This is a genomic window from Alteromonas lipotrueae (assembly GCF_019249215.1).
GTDB lineage: Bacteria > Pseudomonadota > Gammaproteobacteria > Enterobacterales > Alteromonadaceae > Alteromonas > Alteromonas lipotrueae.
The window spans coordinates 371,703-396,430 of sequence record NZ_JAESDI010000001.1 but is presented as its reverse complement, the minus strand read 5'-3'; the positions used below and the strand labels follow the sequence as shown (position 1 = coordinate 396,430).

The 24,728-nt window shown below is 40.2% G+C and carries 24 protein-coding genes; 19 read left to right on the top strand and 5 right to left on the bottom strand.

Features of this window, described 5'->3' with window-relative positions; genetic code table 11:
- Window positions 1–514: 514 nt before the first annotated feature.
- The 6 genes from JKP82_RS01765 (at window position 515) to JKP82_RS01740 (ending at window position 4,411) form a co-directional block, all read left to right on the top strand.
- Window positions 515–940 (top strand): hypothetical protein, encoded by a 426-nt coding sequence (locus tag JKP82_RS01765; protein WP_218395586.1) that lies wholly within the window; start codon window positions 515–517, stop codon window positions 938–940.
- Between the two features lie 120 nt (window positions 941–1,060).
- Window positions 1,061–1,498: a hypothetical protein gene (locus JKP82_RS01760; protein WP_159528492.1), complete on the top strand. Its 438-nt coding sequence runs from the start codon at window positions 1,061–1,063 to the stop codon at window positions 1,496–1,498.
- Window positions 1,499–1,625: 127 nt separating this feature from the next.
- A complete protein-coding gene (locus JKP82_RS01755) occupies window positions 1,626–2,114 on the top strand; it encodes a hypothetical protein (RefSeq protein WP_218395584.1) in 489 nt (162 codons plus the stop codon).
- A gap of 141 nt (window positions 2,115–2,255) precedes the next feature.
- Entirely contained in the window at window positions 2,256–3,203 is a 948-nt protein-coding gene (locus JKP82_RS20740; protein WP_258544311.1) for a hypothetical protein, read from the top strand.
- 82 nt (window positions 3,204–3,285) lie between these two features.
- A complete protein-coding gene (locus tag JKP82_RS01745) occupies window positions 3,286–3,576 on the top strand; it encodes a hypothetical protein (protein WP_141152202.1) in 291 nt (96 codons plus the stop codon).
- A gap of 352 nt (window positions 3,577–3,928) precedes the next feature.
- Window positions 3,929–4,411 carry a zinc ribbon domain-containing protein gene (locus JKP82_RS01740; protein WP_218395582.1) on the top strand — a complete coding sequence of 161 codons (483 nt, stop codon included), beginning with the start codon at window positions 3,929–3,931 and terminating at the stop codon, window positions 4,409–4,411.
- A 121-nt stretch (window positions 4,412–4,532) separates the two neighbouring features.
- Here JKP82_RS01740 and JKP82_RS01735 read toward each other — a convergent pair whose 3' ends face one another.
- Window positions 4,533–5,063, bottom strand: coding sequence for a YbjQ family protein (locus JKP82_RS01735; RefSeq protein WP_218395580.1), 531 nt, complete (start codon window positions 5,061–5,063; stop codon window positions 4,533–4,535).
- Window positions 5,064–5,943: 880 nt separating this feature from the next.
- On the opposite strand from JKP82_RS01735, the gene JKP82_RS01730 reads away from it, so the two are divergent.
- The 6 genes from JKP82_RS01730 (at window position 5,944) to JKP82_RS01705 (ending at window position 11,124) form a co-directional block, all read left to right on the top strand.
- Window positions 5,944–6,243 (top strand): hypothetical protein, encoded by a 300-nt coding sequence (locus tag JKP82_RS01730; RefSeq protein ID WP_218395578.1) that lies wholly within the window; start codon window positions 5,944–5,946, stop codon window positions 6,241–6,243.
- Between the two features lie 387 nt (window positions 6,244–6,630).
- Window positions 6,631–7,716, top strand: a complete 1,086-nt coding sequence (locus JKP82_RS01725; RefSeq protein ID WP_218395576.1) for a hypothetical protein — start codon at window positions 6,631–6,633, stop codon at window positions 7,714–7,716.
- A 595-nt stretch (window positions 7,717–8,311) separates the two neighbouring features.
- Window positions 8,312–8,887, top strand: coding sequence for a hypothetical protein (locus JKP82_RS01720; protein WP_218395574.1), 576 nt, complete (start codon window positions 8,312–8,314; stop codon window positions 8,885–8,887).
- Window positions 8,888–9,014: 127 nt separating this feature from the next.
- Window positions 9,015–9,941 carry a toll/interleukin-1 receptor domain-containing protein gene (locus tag JKP82_RS01715; RefSeq protein WP_218395572.1) on the top strand — a complete coding sequence of 309 codons (927 nt, stop codon included), beginning with the start codon at window positions 9,015–9,017 and terminating at the stop codon, window positions 9,939–9,941.
- A gap of 102 nt (window positions 9,942–10,043) precedes the next feature.
- On the top strand, window positions 10,044–10,586 hold the full coding sequence (locus tag JKP82_RS01710) for a DUF4352 domain-containing protein (protein ID WP_218395570.1): 543 nt from the start codon (window positions 10,044–10,046) through the stop codon (window positions 10,584–10,586).
- Window positions 10,573–11,124, top strand: a complete 552-nt coding sequence (locus JKP82_RS01705; protein ID WP_218395568.1) for a hypothetical protein — start codon at window positions 10,573–10,575, stop codon at window positions 11,122–11,124. The genes JKP82_RS01710 and JKP82_RS01705 overlap by 14 nt, the downstream gene beginning before the upstream one ends.
- 465 nt (window positions 11,125–11,589) lie before the next feature.
- Here the strand turns inward: JKP82_RS01705 and JKP82_RS01700 are convergent, their stop codons facing one another.
- Window positions 11,590–12,354 carry an HNH endonuclease family protein gene (locus JKP82_RS01700; RefSeq protein ID WP_218395566.1) on the bottom strand — a complete coding sequence of 255 codons (765 nt, stop codon included), beginning with the start codon at window positions 12,352–12,354 and terminating at the stop codon, window positions 11,590–11,592.
- A gap of 180 nt (window positions 12,355–12,534) precedes the next feature.
- Between JKP82_RS01700 and JKP82_RS01695 the strand changes: the two genes are divergently transcribed.
- The 6 genes from JKP82_RS01695 to JKP82_RS01670 all read left to right on the top strand — a co-directional run bounded on the left by JKP82_RS01695 (window position 12,535) and on the right by JKP82_RS01670 (window position 19,744).
- Window positions 12,535–12,696, top strand: coding sequence for a hypothetical protein (locus tag JKP82_RS01695; RefSeq protein WP_218395564.1), 162 nt, complete (start codon window positions 12,535–12,537; stop codon window positions 12,694–12,696).
- A gap of 560 nt (window positions 12,697–13,256) precedes the next feature.
- A complete protein-coding gene (locus tag JKP82_RS01690; protein WP_218395562.1) occupies window positions 13,257–13,853 on the top strand; it encodes a PDDEXK family nuclease in 597 nt (198 codons plus the stop codon).
- Between the two features lies 1 nt (window position 13,854).
- The gene (locus tag JKP82_RS01685) at window positions 13,855–15,861 is read left to right on the top strand and encodes a TnsB C-terminal domain-containing protein (protein WP_218395559.1); all 2,007 of its coding nucleotides are present in this window, start codon (window positions 13,855–13,857) and stop codon (window positions 15,859–15,861) included.
- A 1-nt stretch (window position 15,862) separates the two neighbouring features.
- Window positions 15,863–16,741: a TniB family NTP-binding protein gene (locus tag JKP82_RS01680; protein WP_218395557.1), complete on the top strand. Its 879-nt coding sequence runs from the start codon at window positions 15,863–15,865 to the stop codon at window positions 16,739–16,741.
- Window positions 16,741–17,709: a TniQ family protein gene (locus tag JKP82_RS01675; RefSeq protein WP_218395555.1), complete on the top strand. Its 969-nt coding sequence runs from the start codon at window positions 16,741–16,743 to the stop codon at window positions 17,707–17,709. Before JKP82_RS01680 ends, JKP82_RS01675 begins: the two co-directional genes overlap by 1 nt.
- Window positions 17,710–18,352: 643 nt before the next feature.
- Complete coding sequence (locus JKP82_RS01670) at window positions 18,353–19,744, top strand: endonuclease (RefSeq protein WP_218395554.1); 1,392 nt, start codon at window positions 18,353–18,355, stop codon at window positions 19,742–19,744.
- 432 nt (window positions 19,745–20,176) lie between these two features.
- Here JKP82_RS01670 and JKP82_RS01665 read toward each other — a convergent pair whose 3' ends face one another.
- From JKP82_RS01665 to JKP82_RS01655, 3 genes are all read right to left on the bottom strand, one after another.
- Window positions 20,177–21,118, bottom strand: coding sequence for a restriction endonuclease (locus JKP82_RS01665; protein ID WP_218395552.1), 942 nt, complete (start codon window positions 21,116–21,118; stop codon window positions 20,177–20,179).
- A gap of 124 nt (window positions 21,119–21,242) precedes the next feature.
- Window positions 21,243–21,980, bottom strand: coding sequence for a HEPN domain-containing protein (locus JKP82_RS01660; RefSeq protein ID WP_218395550.1), 738 nt, complete (start codon window positions 21,978–21,980; stop codon window positions 21,243–21,245).
- A gap of 136 nt (window positions 21,981–22,116) precedes the next feature.
- Window positions 22,117–22,935, bottom strand: a complete 819-nt coding sequence (locus JKP82_RS01655) for a hypothetical protein (protein WP_218395548.1) — start codon at window positions 22,933–22,935, stop codon at window positions 22,117–22,119.
- Between the two features lie 340 nt (window positions 22,936–23,275).
- On the opposite strand from JKP82_RS01655, the gene JKP82_RS01650 reads away from it, so the two are divergent.
- A complete protein-coding gene (locus tag JKP82_RS01650) occupies window positions 23,276–23,683 on the top strand; it encodes a hypothetical protein (protein WP_218395546.1) in 408 nt (135 codons plus the stop codon).
- Window positions 23,684–24,728: the final 1,045 nt, after the last annotated feature.

Sequence of the window (24,728 nt, the reverse complement as noted above, 5' to 3'; positions counted from 1 at the left end):
AATACGAACAATCGTTAATTTTCTTAACCTTTTTAATGCCTCACCAATCCCTTTCTTATCATTGCTCACTTTTAAGTATTCGCCCAACGGACGAATATGTATATCAAGAAAATCCTTACCTACATCTACACCCACGTTTATGTTTTGCACTACTGATTTTTTCATAATAAGCTAACTCTGGTTTGCTAAATGCGAGCTCGAGGCCCAGTCGACTATTCGAGTATGTTGCTTGGAGCACTGTGCGGTGTTCTTGTTTGTTATCGGTCTCTCAATTGAGGAGCCTTCGCTAAATCGAACTGCCACACAGCCAACTTTGGTTGCAGCCAAAGTCTGGGCCTCACTTTACCCATCTTTGAAAAGGAAATATGGTGTATTTAGGGAAGAATTATCCATACAAAACGCTTAAGTCGCAACCCGCGTGGCGGGCAGCTGGGACAAAAACACAATGCGGCTTCGCTATTCTCGCATTGTGCTTTTGCCCCTTAGCTTAGTGTTATATGGCTATAGGGTTAGAATGGAACTAGTAATAGGCAAAGGAATTTCTTTGGTCGAATTTGGTATTTTCGAAGCGGAAGCTATTCAGAAGCTGGGAAAGCCTGACAAGTCATTTACAACTGATGCGCAGTGTAAGCGCCTTCAGTATTTTGACCTTCGTCTAGAATTGTCATTTGAACCAGAAAACCATAACCGGCTAGGCTGGATCGAAGTTCACAATCCAGATTGTCAGATGTTTGGTCGACAGCTAATTGGTGTTCAACAGGGTGAAGTCTTAGATTTTGTGGAATCAAATTGCAACGAAGAACCGGAGGTTGAAGATTATGGCTCCATGGAATCTGCGTTTTTTTCTAACTGCTGTTTAGAGTTGCAATTTGAGTTTGGTAAATGCAGTAATATTAATTTCGGTGTTCTTTATAACAAAAATGATGAACCGGTTTGGTAGCCATATAACAAACCATTCAACCGGACCCATACTCGCTGGCTGGCGCTCGTTCCTCGCGATTATAGCCAGCAAGTCTGTGCCGTTTAATAGGGGCGTTATACGTCAAAAGGAATTTAAAGATTGCGAAAGATATTGGATGGTTTTTTCTGGGGCACCGGATTTGCTGTTGCCGTTGTACTGGTTTTAGCAACCTACTTCATTGTTGGACACATAAAAATAGAACAGACTTATAAGTATTCCATGCGTGAACTCGTTAAAGAGGATATGGATACATTTGTAGATTCTCTAAGTCTTGAATTAGTAAATTCTCAAGTAGTAGACAATGAGATCCTACTAACAACCAAAATGATTAATTTGGGCCTAACTCCCAATGCTTTCGGGCTTAGTTTAAGATTCAGCCTATTTAACACAGACGGCGAATTTATGGGGCAATGTGAAGCAAAAATTCCATCTGTAAGCTCAAATGAAGAAAGTATCCATATGTTAACTTCATGCAAGACTAAGCTATACCCAGCGGATACATTTCACAAAGCAACCGTAGATGTTTTACGCCAATGACGTATAACAAAAAAATAAAGTCGTTCCCGTTGGTCACTGGGACGCATACATGCGGGGCGGCTTCGCCATTATGCCCCACATGCCTGCGCCCCTTATTTAAAAGTTAGGTTTCAAAGGAACTGATTAAATGAAAATGATGTTTTTCGGTCTGATTTTATTAGTTACAGCGTTTAGTTCTGTGTCTCAAGAAATCCAATCCAATGGCTTTTCTTTAACCCTCGGAAATGGATGGTCCGTTGTAAATACAAACAAAATTACAACTGTTGCAGCAAATGAAGAATCAGAACAGGTAATCATTCTTTCAGTCTACATTGTGCCATCCGTAGACAAGGGAGCTGAGATATTAGCTGAAATGAAAAGCTACTTATCAAACCTCAATGAACAACTTCCTAAAATGGAATTATATTCTCAACTTGCCCCTTTAGATGTTCAAACGAGTGCCCCTTGGGAATTAGTTGCGTATTCAGGGCCAAATGAAGTAGGACATTTAGTTGCTGCGTGTCTCGGTACTAATAAAGGCGTGTTAATGGTTTCACTAGAAGGTATGGGCTCTGTTCAATCTGCAATTCCGCAATTGAAATCAGTTCTTTCTTCGTTGAATCACAATGAAACCTAACAATCGCATAAACTCGCTCGCGGGCTCGCTGGGACAAAAACACGTAGGCTCCCTTCGCTTCGCTCTGTATTATAGCCTACGTATTTTTGCCCGTTATGCGGGCCGTTATATTCTTTGGAAGCTCTAAAGGACCTATAGTTAATGACAGAAGAAGAATTAGAAAAACTGAGAGAAAGCATTTCAAGGACGCTTGAGGGACGGGATTATCCTTCAGTTAAAGATAAAATGCTCACTGTATCCAGCTATTACCGATATATGTCCACCAGTATTGCATCGGATGAGATTTTGATCGATTGTGATAGAGAGCTTTTATCTAATTTTGAAGCAGTGTATTTATGGCTTATTGAGCAATTAGTATATTTACCCGCTCATTTAAAAGATCAGGTAGAAAATGTTTTTCAAGAAGCAAAGCTATGCGAGCTGTTTGCCATTCTATCTAGCCTAAGTGACAAGGAAATTTGGACTATTAATAGGCGCAGAAGACTAAACAGTTCGATGGGCGTATTTGCCTCACTTTTTAAAATTAGAAATTACAGTGAACTTGAAGAGTCTCAACTTGTTTCAACGACGCACCTTGTTAATGCAAAGGTAGCGCTAACGAGACTTAGTCAGGTGACAAAGTTTTCGGCATCCAAGTTTGATGATGATTTTTATGCCGTTGATGGGTTTGAGGAATTTTCTAGTCGTTACAATCCAGAGATTATCAATAAAGCTCGTATCGTAGCGCTTGTTAATCTGTTGAAATCCCAGTTTCACGAAATTGAAGAAAATGATGATACAAAGCTGATCCTTGAGAAATTGGAAGAAGTTGAAAAAGAAATCAATAAAAGAAAACCTCATTGGGGGCTCATATTCTCAACAGTCTTTGTTATCTTTGGGTTTACTGCCGATTTAAAGACATTAAACCCAGAGGTCTACACAAAACCCTTAGAGACGATAGATGCAATCCTTTATAACCTGCACGAAGATGGCCAGGTTGAAAAAAATATTTCAAAAAAGCTTCCATATTCGCCTAACGGTAATGGCATAAACAAAAAGTCTATTGGTCTTTTTAGAAGAGAAGACATCGAGCCGGAATCGGAAGAATGAATATAACAATCGCATCAATTAGGCCGCTCGCAAGCTCGCGCCTATTATGCGGGCGTTATGTGCCACTTAGAATAAGAAACCTATGACTAGAATTTTTCATACTCAACTTAGCTTAAAGTCACTTATCAAAATATCTGCAACCATTAACTTTATAGGTGGATTAGTATTTGGAGTTCTCATTTTTATTATTGCGCTTTTCGGAGAACCGACCATAGTCGATTTAATTTCAGTGGTAGCAACACCGGCAGTTTCGGTTGTAAATGGCGTTATGATGGCCTTAGTAGCGTATCCATTTTATAAACGGTGGTGTGCAAAAATTAAAGGTCAGAAAGTTAGTGGTTTTTTCGTGGAAGTATCAAGCGATGGCACATAACAAAAAAATTAAGTCACTCACTTCGTTCGCTGGGACGCATACATGCGGGGCGGCTTCGCCATTATGCCCCACATGCCTGCGCCCCTTATTTAAAAGTTATTGACCGTCCGTTGTTTGTCTCTAGTTGCCACTGACTCTGGGAGGGCGAAATGTACATTTTTCGGACATTCGTGTCTTAATCTAGGCATATGGCTAATGCTGACGTTCATTGATCTGTTTAGCATTTTCCGTGCAATAAATAGTGGTTACGGTGTATCCATTAGAGTTGTGGTAAATTCACTATCTTTTGTTCGCTTATAAATAACGTGATAATTTACAGGGTAACTAATACAACTATATTGAAAGGATTTCAATGAGCCCGTTTTTCATTTTCTGGTTGGTATTTTCATTCCTTGTAGCCTTGTTTGCCTCGCAGCGTGGCAAAAGCTTTTTTGGTTACTTTATATTGTCTCTGCTTCTATCTCCACTCATCAGTTTACTGATAGCAATGCTGACCGACTCCAATGATCAGAAAATTGAATCAAAGCGCATTCAGAGCGGCAGCGAGAAGAAGTGCCCCTACTGCGCAGAGTTAGTCAAGGCAGAAGCGATTAAGTGCAAGCATTGTGGCAGCGACATTCACGGGTTAAGCGGAAACGCGTTAACGTTCAAAGATGACCTAGGGGCTCACAAAGCTCTACAGAATGCAATATACAAAAAAGATGAAATGCGAGTTGAAGCCATACTTGAAACCAAGTTATCTGTTGTAGACTGTCCTCTCCCGTTTAACCATAAAGATTACGCAGAACTTCACGGCACACCGAGAATTATTGAATTGATAGAAGAAAAAAGTTAGCTGCTTCATCGAGCACATATTCTAAAAACCAATTATCGTTTTTTAGAATGCGAGTGACGATTCAACATGAAATACTGAGTGAACTTTATGACCTACTTTAGCTGTGGTGAGAGTACAACTTTTATCCGACTACCTTTACTGCTGTACCATATGCCATCACTTCAACGCCTCTCTGTAAAACTTCACTAGTAGAGAAACGAATACCAATGATAGCGTCTGCTTTCAACTTATAAGCTTCAGACTGGAGCTTCTTAAGGCTATGTTCTCTAGCACTATCCATGAGACTAGATAGTGTCTCTGACTTCCCTCCGATTGTCTGTGAACGTATCTCTGCACCAACAGATTTTAAGATATTCACACTCTGTACTGAGCTGGCCGAAACGAGTCCTAGTTCCAATATTTCTTTTTTCGAAATGTAATCCAAGCTAGATAAAACAATTAACTGTTTGGGAGTGCTATTGCTCGATAGTTGTTGTTGTTGCGGCTCTTTTAAAATGGCAGATGAATCTACACCAACGATATCATCAACATCAACGTACCACACTCCCATTTTAGGGCCGCCCACTAATTCACCATTCCTTATCTGAGCTTTCACCTCATCTTCAGTGATATTATGTTTTTCGCAATATACAGATATTGATATTTGGCTCATGAATTCTTCTTCCTTAAATTATTCGACTCTACTTTCAAGTAATATCTTTCCAGTAGAGCAACAATCAGTATTCAATTCAAACGAAACTTAACCGTTCTCTACTGGTTCAAGTTGATATCCATAATTATAATCATTGAAGCACTCACCATCATCAGTAATTAGGCTAACAAAGGCACTGTCTTCATTATAGCGAGTAAGAAGTCAGGCCTGATACCCAGAGGCATTTTTTCAAAGTCGAAATAGACCTTGGCTTTGGAGGATTTTTAATGGTTGAGGTTTGCCTATATGCAGAAAAGGCCTTTATCATAAAACCGAGCGTTATAAACCCAAAGACTGCAATTGAGCTTTTTTATCGTAGCTAATGACTTTGGTGCTTTAATGAGTCCCAATAATGACAGCTAAGAACGTATTGCTGCCGCTCCCGCTTACACTCTTTCTATAGCTTTGCTTTACATTAAACTGAGCAGCTTTATGAATCCATAAGCTTACGCCTTTACAACGTGAAGCTGTAATATACACTTATGATTGATTTTTGTGCGAGCAGCGATTCGCTTATAAATAGGCTCGCCAACTACTATGATGTGATACCAGCGCGGCCACAGCAAGGGGTAGTGAGAAAGTACCTAGAAAAAGAACAAGAAATATAGATGTTCAAGGAAGAATTAAAACTGGCTGAAGCAGCATTAAGCATACTAAACGGTCAACGATAACAAGATTGTAAAGCAGAAAATATTTGCATTGTTTCTTTTTTGGGGGCTATGCCACATAACCCCAAAACTGCACAATACAAAGGTCTCCGCATACAATGTTATGTTGTAGGGTAGATTTCCCACATCTATCTTATAGTTTTTTTGGGGGACATAATATAAGGAAAATTACTATGAATAAATTTCGGATTGCATGTTTGGCGTCACTTATATTTTTATCAACAAATGTGTATGCGGGTAAAACACATATTGGCGATGGGGATACTAGAGCAGAAGCCTGTGAGGTAGCTGAACGGAAAGCCAAGATTGCTGCTGAAAATTCAGATCTTAATGGTACTTGCTATGATGCTTGTAGCTTTGATAACTGCGAAAAGAAAGGCACAAATGGTGATCAATATTGGAGTTGCAAGACTACCTCAGCTAACCATAGAGGCTCATGTGAAAGGGACTCTTCTAAAATAAGAGTTTACTAAACCACATAACAAATGAGAGACGTTCTCCCGTTGCGCGGGCTGGGACGCAAACATTCGGGGCCGCTTAGCTATTATGTCCTACATGTTTGCAGCCCTTACTTGGAGGTTGTACGTCTGAACCTTGTCTTTTTAAGCCAGTGACTCTGTGGGGCTGAAACGTACGTAAAGCGGACGTCTAACCTGAGAAAAACTGCACTAGAATTAGGCATGTCGATATCCTATGTTGTTTGTATTACGACCGAACAGTGTGGCTCTGGTTTAACTAATCGACGAAAAAAAGCGGGGAGGTCGACACCTTCGGTCGGAAAATCATGATGCCTAGGTGTATAAGCAGGCAAGTCATATGAGAACGCAACCATTAAGGCAACAAAGAACTACGAGACTGACATGAATCAAGCGGATTATGAAAGTGTACTAAAAGAAGCTGAAGCCGGTAATAGCAGTGCTTTGTATCAACTCGGAATGCTCAAGTTTACAGGGGCTTACATTAAGGGGGTTGGTTTTATCGAGCAGCAAAAAGATGAGGGCTATAAATTACTAAAAGATGCAGCAACACTTGGTAATGCTAAAGCTCTAATTAAAATAGAGAAGATAGAACGTGAAGATTTTGAGCGTTCTTTAATGGACAAAGAAAGAAGCAGGCTGGAAGCTAAGTCGAAATATCTATTAGACCATAAAGAACCATCAATCATTGATGAGATAGAGAGCGAATATCTTAAAAAAAAATACCAAGAAAAGCAAAATAAAGAAAGCATGAATCTGGATAGCAATCCGATAGAAACTTACATGAAATGCATGATGCACGATTTTCAGCCAAGCTTTGATGGTAAATCAAAAAAATCTATTCTTCTATCGGATTCCAATGAACGAATCGAAAAAAGATATCAAGACTCTGATGTTAAATTAATCGGCTATTTATTCTGTCGCCCAACTTCTCAAAAAGCCAAAAATGAAATTATTAGCAACTTAAACTATTTTCACTTTAGATCTGAAGATTCAATTGACATCTACATGATGGGGTTTTACCCAGATAAAAGGGCAAAAGAAGGATTTAAAATCGCTAGTGCTTTGTGGGCATATAGTGACGAAATGTTTAACGAAAGTCGAGGAAACATGGAAGCTTTAACAAACTGGCGATACAGCGGAGGAATTGACCTATTACTTACACAGGTAGTGTATGATTCTGAAAAAAATACTTATGGGCCAGATTTCTCTATGTCAATAGTTTGCCATATTGATGACTTAGTGGAGATAAAAGCTTTTTCCTCAATTGAAGCGTTTTTTGAGAAACTGTTTCGCCATGCTGAATACGCAAGCTCTGATAATCCGATTTGGGAGTTGAGTGATCAGTTTGGTATGTGCACAATTCAATCAGGATTAAGACGCTTTATATTGTCATTGCTTCCGAAAAACCTTCTAGGTGAACTAGATATAATTACCAAATTTGCCATAACCGACATTGTAAAAAGATAGATTTTACAAACTTATTGGTAAAGATCGCTTCACAATCGGTTCCACGGGACGTCAAAAAGTTGCGCTCGTTCCTTGCTCCGCTTTTTACTGCCCCCAGAGTCCTGGCGTTGAAGATCTGCCTTTTGTCTTTTTGAGCCAGTGACTCTGGAAGGCTGAAACGTACGTGAAGCAGCTGTTCACTCATTGAGTATTTAATTACATCGTTGAGCGTAAAACGGAAGCAGGTTCGCTATAAATTGATTAATAGCTTTTGGTGGTTTTAACTTCGCCGCATTAACTACAAAGGCAGCGCAATAGGGGCTTTATCGCCAAGTTCTTATTTTAAGTCAGTAAGCGCCATTGCGTTTGTCAGCTCGAATGGCAGCTTGCTTCAGTCAAATCAATACCATCACTGCGCTGTTGTTTTACTTGTTTGTGTTAATAATCAATCGTATGCTGACTTTATTAGTTTTTAAAAATGCCAAGGGAACAGGCTCTGCTTCTAACAAAGCGCTCAAGTCACCCCTTCGGTCGTTCGGACGCAATTACGCGGGGCGGCTTCACTGTTATGCCCTGTGCAACTGAGCCGCTTAGCTTAAAGTTATGTGAATAGGGTATGAATCGAGAATTAGCAGTTAATCAAATGAAGTCCGTGTTCACTTTACTATCAAATGATGTGGAAGAGATCAGAGTGTATGGTAAAGAAAATAATAACGGATTCGCACAAAGAACTTTATTGAGAACGTACTTTGCTTTTATTGAGGGAATGATATGTCAATTGAGACTTGTTGCTATTGCAACAGCAAAAGATTACCCAGATTTATTTTCTAATAAAGAAGTTATTTTGCTTAAGGAAGAGCGTTATCAACTCAGTCCAAAAGGAAAATTAGAAACCAAAGCTAACTTTCAAAAAAACTTACCCATGCTTCTTTTTACGATTAATTGTTACACAAGAATTCACAGTCCAGACTTTACGGTCAAAACAGATGAGCGTGGTTGGGAAGCTTTAAATGATTATTCAAGAATTCGCAATAATTTAATGCACCCAAAGAGTTTAAATGATTTAGAGTTAGACGGTTCTAGTTTAAAAACATCTACAGAAGCCGCTAAGTGGTTTAAGTCAACTCTTCTCGATATGTTTGCTGTATGTGCAAAAGCAGAAGAACATAATAGAAATAAGAATTGCAGATGACAAAGCGCTAAAGTGCACTTTCTTTGGTCGTTGGGACTCCTAAACTCGGGTCTGCTTCGCCATTATGCCCGACGCATCTGCACCCCTTAGCTGAAAGTCAGGTGCTCATGATTATATGGACAGATAGATGAATGGATTAGAAAAAATTGAGTTCTTAGACAGCATCGGCGCTGAACTCCAGTCAAGAATGACTTTCTCAGATATTAATACCTACTTTCGAACACACGGTGTACCAACCGATGACACTGTTGAATATAGCAGTAAAAGAATTTACGCGAAGGAAATGCTCGCTGATGTTGATGAAGAACTTCTTTTAGAACTTGCCAGTGAGTTAGGGATAATTGATACATCAATTTCTTCGGATACAAAGAAAGATGTTGGCTTTTGGAAGCCAGGTCATTTCAGATTATTTCTAAGTCATTTAGCTTCCTTCAAAGTTCAGACCTCTCATTTGCAAACAGCATTAAGAAAATATGCAATTTCTAGCTTCGTAGCTCATGAGGATATTGAGCCAACAAAAGAATGGCAAAATGAAATAGAGGCTGGGTTACAAACTATGGATGCATTAGCAGCCATCCTAATGTCGGGTTTTAAGGAAAGTTCGTGGTGCGATCAAGAAGTAGGTGTCGCTGTTGGAAGAAATGTTCTGATAATACCTATCCGAAAAGGTCTGGATCCGTACGGATTCATTGAAAAATTTCAAGGTATACAAGCACAAGGTAAAAAAATTGGCGAAGTCGCAGAAGCAATTTTTTTCACACTGGTTAAATCACCTAAGACAAAAAGCAAAATTCTTTCCTCGCTTGCTGGCGCAATTGCTAATGCTAGTTCAAGTGAAGAGGCAATAGAAAAGGTATTGATTCTTAAATCAGTAGATAATGTTCCTACTGAGATATTAGAGAATCTGAAACAACAAGTTGTGGATAATAAAAACCTTATTGACTCGGAAGAGTTTGTGAATTGTCTCAATGCAATTTTAGTAAAGTTCAATGTTTCTAAACTTACTAATAGTCAGCCTATAATGGATGTAGATTGGGACAATTTCCCTTTTTAAAAGCGCACCTAACAAACGCATAAGCATTTGCTTTACTCGTTATTTTAGCCTACGTATATTTGCCCGTTATACGGAAAGTTATACTCATACGGAGAGAAAGCCATGGATTTAACTAATAAAATAGGAATTGCGGCTTTTGCTACGTCTTTAGGGTCACTGATAATTGCATTTTTTGGCTATTGTTTATCTAAGAAGGCGCTTCAGCTATCTGAAAAAGATTATCTTGAAAAGTCGTTGGGAATTAAGTCGTACCTTATTGATTGCTATTCATTTGAGACAAACGGCAAACAGTATTGCGAATTTGCCATTTCTATTACTAATTTATCATCCTCTGCGAAGTCATTTTCAAATATAGAGCTGCGTACAGGATACTCTTTTGAGAATGATGAATGTGGTAGTGCGATATCGCAACCGGTTGCCAACATCTTACCGCCAAATGTAGATGCAGATTACAAAAAGGTAAAAATTCCTACAAATATTCCTCCCAAAGAATCAGTTTCTGGGTGGATCACATTTATTCGACCAAAGAATGAAAATATTACATTTCATATCAACGAGTATGAAATCATAGGAATAAGCAATGATGGCCCAGTGAGTATTGCGACGGCGCATTTATTAAGGTTTATGGACAATGAAAAAAACTAAAATTGAAGATGACTTTTTTTTGCCAATCGTTAGAGACGGAGCTATTGCTACTGGAAGCATGGCGGAAGGAAGAAATATACCTGTATTAATTTTAGATTGTGAGAAAAATTTAAATGTAATTAATTTAATTCAGCTGCATGAAGAATCGTCGTTGGGTGATGTCTTATGTACTTGGGGAATAAATAAAAAGCATGCATTTCTAATTTTGGAGGTCGAGCGTCCAGTATCGGTTAAATTTGGTGTTAAGTTTGAGCTAGAAACACAAGGTAGCGTCGCTGATGGGATAGTGCAGTCGAACGGGTTGTACATTCAATATGGAGAAATGGGCGATACAATTATTAGTAATCTTGATGATAGCAAATTATTAATTGAAGTTCCGGCAAAAACAAAACTTTCGGACTGGGACGAAAAATTGACTGCCGCTATATCTAAACGATTACGTAGAGAAGGCCTATCTAGAAAAGAAGCAAAAAATGCCAGCAAGCAATCTTTGGAGAGAATGAGAGAAATCTGGGGATACAGAATGAAAAAAGCATAGCAAGCGACTACACGCAGTAGTCCAAACCTAAACAGATTTAGTGGTTTCGCTGTGCGACACCTTATCACCAAAAGCGCTCCGGTTTGGCCGCTGGTAAGCTGTGCGTTATTGACCGTTCACTCCTTGTCTGAAGCAGTCGCACGATGGTATTCAAGTCAACTTCCGCCTTTCGCTTTAAGCTGTTCCTGCACTCGCTTAGATAACCTTCAAATTGGTACTCTTAAGTATCATCACACCATGAAATGAAACAGTGATTTTAAAAAGCTCCCCCTAGGTAGAGTTTGACCGCATGAGCTTTTATATCCAATTATATGCAACTTTTATAATTATAAGCTTTAAATATAAAGATTATAATTCAGAACCTTACGGAGTTTCCGCCATCCTCGCCCAAGTATTTTAGGCAACGCGATGCAGGCCCGTTGTCGCTTTTGTTCATTTATCATTGTAATCCTTTACTGACTACTTTTAGCCTTTACAGGCCAATTGCATTTTATCCACTATTCTCTTTTCACTCGATACGAGCTTTAAACCATACTTATCAATGATATACGCGAAATTTGCAATATACTCACATCGGAAAAGATGATTCGGCGGCAGCCATTCATCAGGCCCTTTCGCCCCTTTTTGTCTATTCAAAGAGGCTTTTACTAATAGTAAATTTTCTCTATCGTTAGCAAAGGCTTTTCTTTTTTCTCTAGACCATTTATCGCCGCCGTGGCCGTGTGCAAATTTCAGGGGCACAATATGGTCTAGGTCGAGAGCAATAGAGTCATGAAAAACGTCTCCGGAGTATGGGTCAAACCATTCACCGTCGAGTACGTTACAAGACTTCTCCGTTTTGAAAGATACAGCTGCTCTAGACGTAGATATTAATAATTCGTGTCGCGTGTTTTGACAGTCACCATCATCATCTATCCAGTGGGGCCATTCGTCTCTGTTATATAGAGCAACAAAGCTTCTACCTTCTTGAACTGCTTCCTGCTCAGCAGCGTCGTATTGCGTTGTTTTGGACTTAGGTAGTCGCCCACCATCTTCCAAACAGGCCTGAAGTGAATCAAATGCTTTAAAATTTTTCGTTCTTGTGTACGAACTACTTGTATGGTCGTGACATATACCAGATGAGGACCGCTTAACATTTGTTTCTAGCTCATTAGCCGTCGGGGTAGTATCCAAGCATGATGTCAGTAATAAAATTGAAACCGCAAATACTGCTTTGTGGAAATACTTCATAATCTTCCTACATTCGAATTTAATTATCTTCACTCGCCTCAAAGGCTAGCATCTGTATCCTATGCTTCAGCATTCTATACCAAGGGACAGGTTTTTCTGCTCTTTTTTGGCGTTACGATAACGGCACTGAGAGGGAGTCGTTAAATGGTTAGCAAAGAATTTCTGATTATACTAAATAGAATGAATTCACTTTTGCCGGAGAAGGTTTACTGGGCATATGGCGATACCGAAATTATAGAAATATCCACAGACATCGAAGCATCAATTGAACTTACAAGTGGCGTTCATTTTGATGCTAACGATATAGATATCGAAAACATTAACCTATGTACTGAAAGCTAGTCTATTCGCTTGTTAGAAGATGTTGCAAAAAGCTTTTCATAAAAGCTTGATTACTAGGCGGGGGGCATCAATAACGAACAGTAATAAAACTTTCGTTCGACTCGCGCCGTAAAGTGGTAACTCATCACTGGCAAAATCAATAAATCCAAAAAATAATAATTACTTAAAAGTGTAAACTCAACACTCTTAATTTTTTGATTTTAATATCAAAAATATTTTAAACTCCTTTTTATGTACAACTGAATAAAAAATTGAATATAACTTGAGAAAGAACACTTAATCTACTCTATTTCTTCCCTAAAGATTCACTTTTATTTTTTTAATTTCACATCTTAAAAAAATTTAACCCGTTGAATATTAGTACATAAAACAACCACTACCGTTCAAAATTCATACAGCTAACTGGTTAGACCAGTATAGGACTATAAGTTGTAATAAACTCTTTTCCAGACCCGATCTGCAAGGATAAGTAGAACTTGCGCTTTTCACGAAGCCAACCTTTAATCATAGACACGGATGAAAAAAGGGCCAAGAAATCGTCGAAAATTTTTGGGTGAAATATGATTGGTAGAAGAAAGCACAGCAAGCACCGTTCAAAACATACTATTAATTTCTTCAGTGAAAAGAATGGTTGCCACATGTGGTGCGAGTCATTTCTAGAGCGCAGGTTCGCCCTGCACTGTGAGTTCGATGAATCAGTTGAGTGTTACAGTACGCAACCTGAACACTTTTCCGTCTTTGGCAAACGCTATACCCCAGATTTTCTGGTTCAATACAAGTCAGGCCTCGCAGAGTACGTCGAGGTCAAAAATTCTTCGTATATGGATGATGACTTTTTCCTAAAGCATAAGAAACGAAAGCTCGTCATATTCGAGACGACTCGGCTTGATTTGGTACTCATTAGTGAGGAGGACTTTAATAAGGTTGAGTCTGAGAACTATGAACTACTTAGGCAGTATCGAGACATTGATACCACGGCTTTAATTGACGAAATTAATCGCCTTCCCAAGCGATTGACTTTATCAATGCTTGAAAAAGCAATGGGGAAAATAAGTGGCACTACAAGAGCGCATGCCTGGGCGCTTGTGGCTAAGCAGCACTACCATTTTGATGTATCTAAGCCTTTCAGTGCAGACTCAATGTTGATGAGGCCTTAATATGTTGCATCAACCTGTCATCGGTGACATTTATTACGACCAAGAACGTCGCTCGTTTAGCCTGGCTTACTACGATGGCCTGCAAGTATTGCTTACCCCCCGCCCTCACTCACCTGGTGATTTAGGCTTACACCTCTCCAAAGAAGCTCTGGATGAGCAGGTAGAGAGTGGCGCTTTCACCCCTCAGTATTCTTTGCAACACGATATTCGCGCACTCTCGCGCTCACAGAAAAAAGAAATAGAGAAAAGACGTCCCTATATTGAAGAGTTGGAAGTGCTTGTAAAACAAGGGGCGGGGCCTACAACGGCTGCGACCCTTAATAGGTTAAAGCAGATTGTCCACGACAAATACCATATTGGCCTCAGTAAGTTTGGGCATTCGACCATCGCCAAATGGTGGAAAGCTTACAAAGAGGCGGATTTTATTTTAGAAAATTCGGTTATCGAGCGAAAAAGCCAACCGAAACGGATAGATGAACCTAGTGAACTCTTTCTCAATACGTTCGCCACTAACCACTGGGTAAAAAGTGGTGTTGAGAATGTTGCCGCTGGCTATCGTTTGTATGAAAAAGCGGTGCGAGAAACGCGCATGCAAAACGAAGCGATAACCTTGCTCAGCCTCTCTACGTTTACGCGTCGAGTCAGCGAATTTAACGAATTTGAAGTTATCTTGAACTCTGGTAACTATAGCGCCATAAAAAAAGCCCTGAGAACGCTATGCAAAAAAATTGTGACGAGGCGTGTACTAGAACGCGTAGAGATGGACAGGGTGTCGCTTAACTTAGCACTGATTGATGAAAATGGTATCCCGAGTGGGAATGTGAGTATGTACATCGCCATTGATTGCTACTCACGCTACCCAGTCAGTGTAACATTTGAGCTGGGGACGAACGAAGACACCGAGGGCACCGTTCGCTCATTCAAACGGATATTTGAAAAAACAAGTAACGAATTGTCCGCACACGGTGTCCCCGCCAAAATCGTGGTTGATAATGGTTCAGGCTACAAATCAGAAGCCTTAAAACAAATCGCCCAACGGGTCGGGGCTGAACTAATTAAAGCGCCTTCCAATGAACCATGGCGCAAGCCTTTTGTGGAGTCGTTCATCGGTACATTACGAAAGGAGTTTTTTGAAGGCTCGCCTTTTGAAGGGCCTAACGGAGAAGTTATCATTGGTGTCCCTGGTTACAAGGGCAAGCGCACGACCAAGAAAACCAAACCACCTTCCGATGAGACGATAAAAAAAGCGGCTAGATTGGAGGTAAAGGAATTCGGCGATTTACTCCACGACTTCTTAGTAGATTACGTTAATCAACCTCACTCGGGATTGCATGGAAAAACGCCACAGCAAGTGTGGAACGAATCAATAGAGAAGCAACCGCCGATCCCAGTTAATAAAGAACAACTCTTCATTGCCTGTCACTATCTTGAGGCCCAGCCAAAGTTGATGGAGCGCGGAACAGTGCAAGTCAACAAGCAAGTTTTTGCCGACGTGCGTCTCAAGCAATGTTATTTAGACGCAAAAACGCTTAATCCTAACCAAGCTATGTCAGTGATAGTAAAATATGATCCTGATGATGCACGTTGGGTTACAGTTATCGCTAGATTCGGCGGTTCGGACACCCCCAAAACCATCCAAAAAGTGGAAAATCGAGCGTTATCAGAAGATGAACTCGCAGTCCCTATTTCATTTGATGAACTTAATGCAGTAACAGACGGGCTACCGAGGCGACGAGACATCGCAACCCGAAAAATTAAGCGTTTAGTTAATCAGAAATCGAGACGCCAAAGAAGCGGGATGGAAGTCGAGTCCGCCAAGAATTATGCGTCAAAGGGGTTATCGGTTACGGATAGGATTAGCGAGAGTAATAAGAGGTATGCGCATAGACCCCTTAAACAAAACCGGCCCCCCATTAAACAGGAAGCAATTAAAGAGAGTACCGAAACGTCTCGCCGTGTCAATACGGATTTACGGGCTGAGCAACAAACTATGCAGTGGGATGAGTAAGATGTTCGACCATCCATCACTTAATCGGTGTGCTGCGCTTCTTGAGCGCGTTCATCACAAACGCTTTGATGCAAATTACTCTCTGCTCATAACGGGATTGAGCGGCACAGGAAAGTCTTATTTCGCCAGCTCGTATCTGAGTCATTACCCATCGAATAACACTCCACAATTAACAATACGTCCTGTAGTGTATGTTAAGTTAACAGAGACGCGAACGGCGGTAGATTTGCTCCTACAAATTGTGAAGGCATTTACGAATGTTGTGGGAAATAACGTCAATAAAGCACATATCGTTCAAGACAGGCTTTCAGTCTTATTACGGGAGCACAAAGTAGAGCTCATCATCATAGATGAAGTGCAAGAGTGCCTAACTGATATTGATGGCATCACCAGTCAGCGCATGGCGAAGCAAATTGCCGCCCTTCTCGATAACAATCCGGATATATCCCTGCTGATGTTGGGCACGCCTGTCGCAGGGAGGCTACTGAGACTCAGGTATGGAAAGTCAACGGAAAGACTCAAGGGTGAAGAGCAACTGTCTAGACGCTTTATGGCAGAACAAAAGCTCAGCATTATTCCCTCTAGATGCCAATGCTGGTTAGCGTGCTGCAACTACTTTTCTGAAAAGTATAAATTTTCCTCGTTCAGCCTAGAAGATAAGCAATTGTTGAATAGGCTACATATAGCAACGGACGGAAGAATCGGACTACTAAATAAATTGTTTTCCGTCGCTCAAATAATCGAACAGCCCTATTTTCATAAAAAGCTCGAAGAGGCCTATTTGGCTAGCATCAACTCATCAGCCTTCAATCCTTTTAATACCGATATGCTCAGCGATGATGACGTCATAGCGTTACTCGATTCCAGAGAGTTCCAATAGTGCTGTCTGTTCTGCCATCACAAATAGTTGATGAGAGCTTCATCAGCCTCATACTTCGAATAACCGCTCGCAATGGGTTTACCAGCCCTTATGATTGGATGGATGCAAAGAGTTTTGATGCGGTAACAAAAGGGAAGTTGAGCAATAAGCAGCATAATTGCTTAAGTGAGCTTATTCCGCTACCAGAGCCTAACCTCAATATTAAACCTAACGTAAAACACTCGGCTCTCTTTACCTGTACCGATATTGAATCACCCAGAGTGTGCCCTCAATGTATTAATGATACAGGCTACTTGAAGAAAGCGTGGTGCTCTATAGGATATCTTTATTGCGATAGGCACCAACTTGCGTTGATTGACGTGTGCCATCACTGTGGTGAAAAGTTGCAGTGGTCTGTCGCACTGTTGAGTAATACATGTACAAATGTGTATTGCGCTAAGCAGTTAACCAGCACGCCTATTAATGCAGAGATAGCAGAGCTATTCATCGATGAAATATGCGACTGTTTACTTGCAGATTTATTTTTATCTAACCCTTTTTCAACTTACCTACCACATCAATCATATCCCCAATTTACGAACCTACCCGTCACGCTAATAAGGGGCTGGGAATTGCTTACCGATAAGCTTAAGTTTCAAAATTTTGTCGAGCAATTGAAGGGTACTACAAGCCCTTTTGCTACCTTACCGATAAAGTATCAGCTCTTCCCGTTACGTCTTTTGACTCGACATTTAAAGGCTAGTTGGCCTGTAGAGCAGTGGGTGGATGGGGCAACAGAGCGTGTACACTGTCATACGACGCCTCATAGCAACATTGATGAGTTCATCGTTACGGTTGAAGATGCGGTGAAATTGTTGTCTATACCGCGAACACTTCTAGCAAACACAATTCCCCAACTGTCAGAGAAAAAAGCAATTCCCTCGACGTTAAGGGTCAATATTGCTCACCTTACTAGCGGAAAAAAGTAAATTTAAGCTTAAGCCACTTCTTTTCTCTAATAATATGCCATTATAAATTTGCAGTAACCTTTTACCAGGTTCGCTTCGCTTGCATGGCAAAAGGCTCAAAAATGCATACAAACATGCAATATTGAGACAAAAAAGAGGGGGGCTAACTGAGTGCGTGTAACGGCATTTATGTTAAATGCTTTTCTTCTTCAATTCTCAACAACACTAAGGCCGCTAATTACCTGAAATAGGTGGTAGGTTCCATTTTCAAACTTACCACGTTGTTTAATCCGCATCTCCGTTACCTCTCATTAATCATAAAAAAATGTGCACCAATTCGATAAGTCGATATTTCGCTGTCCTGTTCAAAGCGCACCATATTTCTAATGAAACGGTAATATAAAGCGATTTTTGTACATTTACTTTACCTGCCCCCCTCTGTATTCGGGATATATATACGAATCATTATTTTTTATTTACGCATAAATAGCTTTTATTTTGTACATTGCTATTGTTTTCGTTGAATTATTATTCAAGAATACATGGTGATTTATTGAACAGCCTTTTAAAAATAGTAAACATAAAAAAGGACTTATTCACTAGATGGACATATCACTTCACTATTTTTACCGCTTTCTCACAACAATAAAAAGAAGGATAAGCAATGTTAAAAAGTGCAAAAATATATAAAGCTGGCGTGGCGTTATTTATGCTAATTTCGGCTAATTTCGCAAGTGCAGCCATACCCAGTGGGTACTACGACTCAGTAGATACCTCTAATGCTGATACACTACGAGATTCGCTACATGCCATTATAGATGACCATCAAAGATTTCCTTACACTTCATCTGCAACGGATACCTGGGACATACTGGAGGAGGCAGATGAAGATCCAAGCAATTCAAGTAACATAATTGATATCTATAAAAACGAAAGTTATAGCAAAGAAGGGGGCGGTAACAGCAATTACAACCGTGAGCACACCTGGCCTAAGTCATACGGCTTTCCAGATGATGGCTCAAGTAACTACCCTTACACAGATGCCCATCACCTATTTTTAGCAAATAGTGGTTACAATTCAAGTCGTAGTAATAAGCCTTATGCCGACTGTGATTCTAGTTGCTCTGAAAAAGTAACCACATCTACCAATGGCAGAGGTGGTAGTAGTACAGAATCGAATTGGACCACTGGCTCAGGTGCCACAGGTAGCTGGCAGACATGGAGTGAAAGAAAAGGCGACACTGCTAGGGCGTTAATGTATTTAGCAGTGCGCTACGAAGGAGGGACGCATGGTGACACGGGGGCTTCCGAACCAGACTTGATTTTAACCGATGACCGAGGGTTGATCGCTAACTCAAACACGGGAGACAATTTAACCGTTGCCTACATGGGACTCAAATCGACGTTGCTGCAATGGCATGAAGATGACCCAGTCGATGATTTCGAGCGTCGTCACAACGAAGCTGTTTATGAAAACCAAGGAAATCGAAACCCATTTGTTGATTACCCTGAATATGTTACCTGCGTGTTTGAAAGTAATTGCTCCGGTTCATCTGGCAGTAGTTCAGGCTCAACCGATGTATGGATTAACGAAATACACTACGACAACTCAGGCTCAGACCAAAATGAATTAGTTGAAATCGCTGGTACTTCAGGAACAAATTTATCAGGTTGGAGCATAGTGGCGTACAATGGTAACGGTGGCAGTGCTTATAAAACCACTTCCTTATCCGGCACCATTAGCAATCAAGATAGCGGTTTTGGTACAGTCGCATTTTATATCAGCGGTTTACAAAATGGCGCATCAGATGGTTTGGCGTTAATTGATGACACAGGCAGCGTAATCCAATTCTTAAGCTACGAAGGCACGCTAACCGCCACTAGCGGCGTAGCGAATGGTCTTACATCAACGGATATTGGTGTATCAGAAACCGGCTCTACTAGTGTAGGCTACTCACTCCAATTATCTGGTTCAGGACAAAGTTATGATGACTTTAGCTGGCAATCCCCAGCAAGCAGTACCGCCGACTCTGTCAATAATAATCAGTCCTTCTAAAACCCATTAAGGCTTTTATATAACTCTAATGTTGGTGTTGGCTACTAAAAACTTGGTAGCCAACTTAGTTTTACGTTTAAGCTCTTTATCAATAACTCCATTATGCGTTCGGTATTTTTACCTAAATCACTCCGGCTCAAGCAAATATTGCTACGTGCATCTAACAAAGTTAGATTTATCATCAAAGTATATAAGCGCAGGCCTTTTAAAGGCATGTCTTACGCTCAATACTGACCGATGCATCTATGCAAACAGTGGACATCGAGGTTGAATTTTTTCAACGATCACTTTGTATGCTAAGTTCCCCCTCGCTCCCAATTGAGTTGACGGGCTGCAAGCGGTCGCTTGGCGAAGCAGCGATAGAATTCCGCTTAAGACAAACAGCAGACGGTCAATGCCCGCATTCAGCGGCTCGTCCGCTGCAATGCTTTGTTATGCATTTCTTTTCATAATTTCTGAAATATTGTGGATTTCATCAACAGAGATTAGAAATATGTTTGAGTTTTTAATTTCGTTACTGATTTTTTCAAATCTGGATCTAGCATTTTTGGTAAGAGCTGCGTTTGTTACCAGAACCACTGGATATCCAAAGTCCTTCGCAATCTTTCCAACTTGATTAATTGTTCGCAGCGGAATCAAGTCTGTATCTGTGAATTTCACTTCAACCCCAAATTTCGGTCTTCCATCTTCTCTTACTAAGTAATCTACACCAATATCAGTTTGGATTTCGCTTTCAATATTCTCTGAACCATATATGGATTCAAGTTTCTTCCCTACAAACTCCTCGAGGGCAAATGCTCTTTTTATGCGATGCTGGAATACTTCTTTTTGTGCAACAACTCTCTCGTCTACTTCTTCTTCTCTTTGCTTCTTAGCACTTGAATAAAGGCTAAAGGACCCGAACATAGAAACAACTAGACCCATGCCAGCTGCAAATAAAGATAGCCACTTGAAATTTGTGGGCTCATCTTTTTCCCCCTCTACAGGAACTGCTGGCTCTATCGATTCCCTAACAGTGTCAATAGCTTCTACAAGGTCCTTGCGGGATTCCAAAGGAATGAATCTGTTAGATAAGAAAGTCTCCTGTACCTGAACTAGAAGTTCATCTACTGTATAAGGGTATTCGATATTATCACGCAACTCTTTGCCTTCGATGAGCGTTTCAATATCATGCGAATCAATTTTGTGCTTATTATAAGCAAGCTCTTGAATTGTACTAATCAGTTCGCTATTAATTCCCTCTATTCTTTTGAGCCTTATATCTTCCGAATATTGCGGAACATAAAAGATCGAAAAATAGATGGTCAGCAAAATACCCACTAACGCAAACATATGCGAAAGGTTATCTTTTAACCAGGACAGAAATTCCTTCATAGTTCCTCAATATCTCTAAATACATAACGTTAAGTTAAGGGGCGAAGATGCGTGGGGCATAATGGCGAAGCGGGCCCGCGTATAGGTGTCTCAGCGACCGAAGGGGGGTGGCTTAGGCGCTTTGCTAGGTTTCAATATTGATTAACATGCTAACGTCACCCTCATCATCTACATATAGAGTTGGTGGGTTTATACACGTGTAACTACCTGGAACGTCGTTAGAACTAGCGGCTTTGCACAATTCCTCTATCCCTTTGCCTACGACGTTTTCAAATTTTTCTAGTCTAGGTACATCCCAGTTCTGATTATGTTTCTCATGAGCAATTTTATTCCTTAACTTTTGTAGCTGATCAAGGCTTTTAGATACTTCTTTATCGAGTTGAGATTTACTGACTTTAGATACTCGCCTCATTACTTCGCTGAAGTGCCCTTTAGTTGCCTTACTTGCAGCGCGATCAGTTAGAACCGCAAGAAGATCGTTTAAGGAGTCTGAGTTCGTAATATCATCAAATGCAACGCTACCTTGCATTGTCTTGTGCTCGAGATAGTCGTGCATGCTTTTAGGTTTTGTAAAAAAAAACGCCTTGAAGAAATCTTTGGCCGCAACTTCAAAACAGGTACACAAGCCAATGATAGTTAGTCCAGCGAAATGATTTATCGAACTTTCTATATCTTCCTTAATCGAGTCCGATAAGTATTTTCGAGTATGCTCTTCAAGTGAGTGCTCTCCCGTAGAGTGCAATGTCATTGACTCGAAGTAAGCTTTTATTGCTGACGTATTAGATACTAGATTGTGCATTGATTTATAAGCTATGAAGTCTTGTAGACACTTAAACTTATGAAAATCTCCATTAAAGTGCATAAAAATTCCTTTTGAAACCTAACGCTCGGCTCACCAGCGCCCAAGCCGGAGAGGTTTTTGCGGTAAAGTGTAGCGTAGCGAAACCAACAAAAAGCGCTTAGATTTGGGCGTCTGCGTGGAGCCGTATGTTGAAGGTTTATTCCGCATCTGGATCAAATGTATATTCAGGGTAATACTGTAAAACCTTATACATTTTCGGAATATTTCTTACAGTTTCAACTTCTACATCTACAACATAAGCCAGTTCGTGCCACTGTTTTTTAAAGTGTTCTGGCGGATGCAACATTGCTTCTTTTACCGCGTTATTTTCAAAAATGACTTTCATGCTCTTGCTAGAAAGATCGTCGATAATTGCTCGATTTCCCGTTTCAGAGCTTGGATCGAACTTCGCCTGATACCAATACATAACCTTTCGCCGATGTATGTGATCTTCAGGTGAATCAAGCTGTTCTATCTTTTTAGAAATTTCATTTTGAATGGCATTAGCTTCTGTAGAGTTAATAGTAAAGTTGTTGATAACGGCTCCACCGTCAGAAACATTAATATTCATTTGCGACCCGTGATCTTTCGCCACAGGCTCAACAAATTTATTCCACTCTTGAAGATCTTGTTTGGTCACCGTTTTAGGAGGGGAGTCTAATTTCCCTAGAAGCCAGTTACATACACCCTGAACAACAGTTGACCACTGCGATAGCGTCCCACTTTCCCAAAGCAAAGGCACTATTGGCGCTGCCTGCGAGACTAACTCTATTACTATTGACCCCTTTCGAACCTCCTTAATCAGGAGTTCTGAGCCAATATCGGTTTCTTTATCTGTTTCGCCTTCAACAAACTTGTGGAATTGGTGGTTAAACGATAACAAAGATAACGAAAGATCCTTAAGTGATACAGGATTTTCATTGCTTATAGTAATTTCCATTTTATTATCAAGATCAATTTCTAAGATATTGCTCATGGCTTCCTTTGACCTTTAATAGCATATTATTGAAACTTCATAGTAACACCCGTCTCCACTGAAAAACCATTTTTTGTGTTTTCATGGGAAAGGTTAAATGCCTGCTCTACGTACTCAGAAGACCATTGTAAAATTTCTGGCAGGCAATAGCATTCTGGTTCGGCCCCTATCATAATGTACTACAACTCATATAGCTTTCTCTCTGATTCTGCGAATAAAATTAAAAAGTGTGGCAACAGTCTGACTACTTAAGCGCTCGCTGAAGAAATCATAAACTTGAATTTTTTTTGTCGTATAAATATGTTTAAAATGAATGCTAGTATGAAAATTGAGATTCAGTATGCCTAAAGAGGTACATAGACAGCGAATAGAGAAATATCTAGATGCGCATGGAGTTTCGATCGAAGAATATGCACTGATGTATCTTACGCGTCAGCTGTCAGACAAATCACCGCAGGACGCTAGAGAAATATTAAAAACTATAATCATTAAAACGAAAAATACAGGTATTTTGCAAACTGATGATATTAAGGGAGAGTTTGCCCATTCTAAAGCCACGCAGCCCGTCGCTTTAACACCAGCGCCCTATCTCGACAGGCTCCCCTCATCTGGGAAAGATGATATTAGTGCTGAAGTAAACGATGAACCAAAAAAAGAAGAACGAGACAATAAGATTATTAGATATTATTTGTCAGCACTTCTGTTTTTATGCCTCATTGTAGGCCTTCTTTTCTGGCCTATCCCATGAAAACCTTTAATTGAACCGTAGTTAAACGACAGTTTTTTTGATTTCAGTGATAAGCTGCTTGAGTAGCATTTTGCGACTACGTTGTAATTCACATCAGACGAGGCGCAGAAAACAAGTATGCATCGACCAAGCTTCTCTAGACACTTAATTAAATCTACTTCCGCTTAACGTACAAGACTGTCCGTCACCTTAAACTGAATGTTGAGCATACCCGCTAATAGATATGCTTAATGTTTAAGAATCACAAATTGTAGTCTATAGATGTACTCACTGACATACAGCTTTTTGATAAACAAGAAGCTGTATGAATTTGCGTCTTGAACGAGATTCTCGTTTCGAATGACGATCGCCACTAAATTCGCAATTGGTCATAATGGCGACTGGCTTTGTACGATATTTCTTACAAAAGTGTAGGAAATGTGGGTTTTTTATCGTGGTCTAAATCTAGACTAAAGTCTAATGCTATTGATTTATATGGTTTTTTCATTTTTAGATCATTTTAGCGCCTTATTTTCTCCTTAATTTATTGTAATTCTACCTAGCAGGAATTCTTGGTAGGGATATTATTAATGGCGTCACAGGGAAACACGATGAGTCAGGATGATTTTAAGGACAACCTTGGACAACTTAAGGAAGAGAATCCCTTAACAGGAGTGAGGGGAGATGGAAAAGCAGGAAGCATTACAGGGATGATAAGCGCACCGGATGTGCTGAAATGGAATTACCACAGGGACAGGCAAGGAAAGCGCAGGCGATAAGGAATCGCAGCAGGAAGTAGAAAGGATTTGGCGAAGGATCGTCATAAAAAGGAAAGATACAGGATGTATCGTAAAGGAAAGCTTGGAAGGCTTAAGCAAGGATAGTTTACGCAGGAGGCGTAAGAGCAAGGCAGCTCAGGAACGAACGGACCGCTTAGGGATTGAGCAAGTTACACAGGATGTGTAATGCAGAAAGGATGAAAGGATAGGAACACCAGCTTATGCTGGCAAGGAACAGCCTTAGGATGAGGCCCCCACGTGTAGGATAGGTGGGATGTTAAGGATAA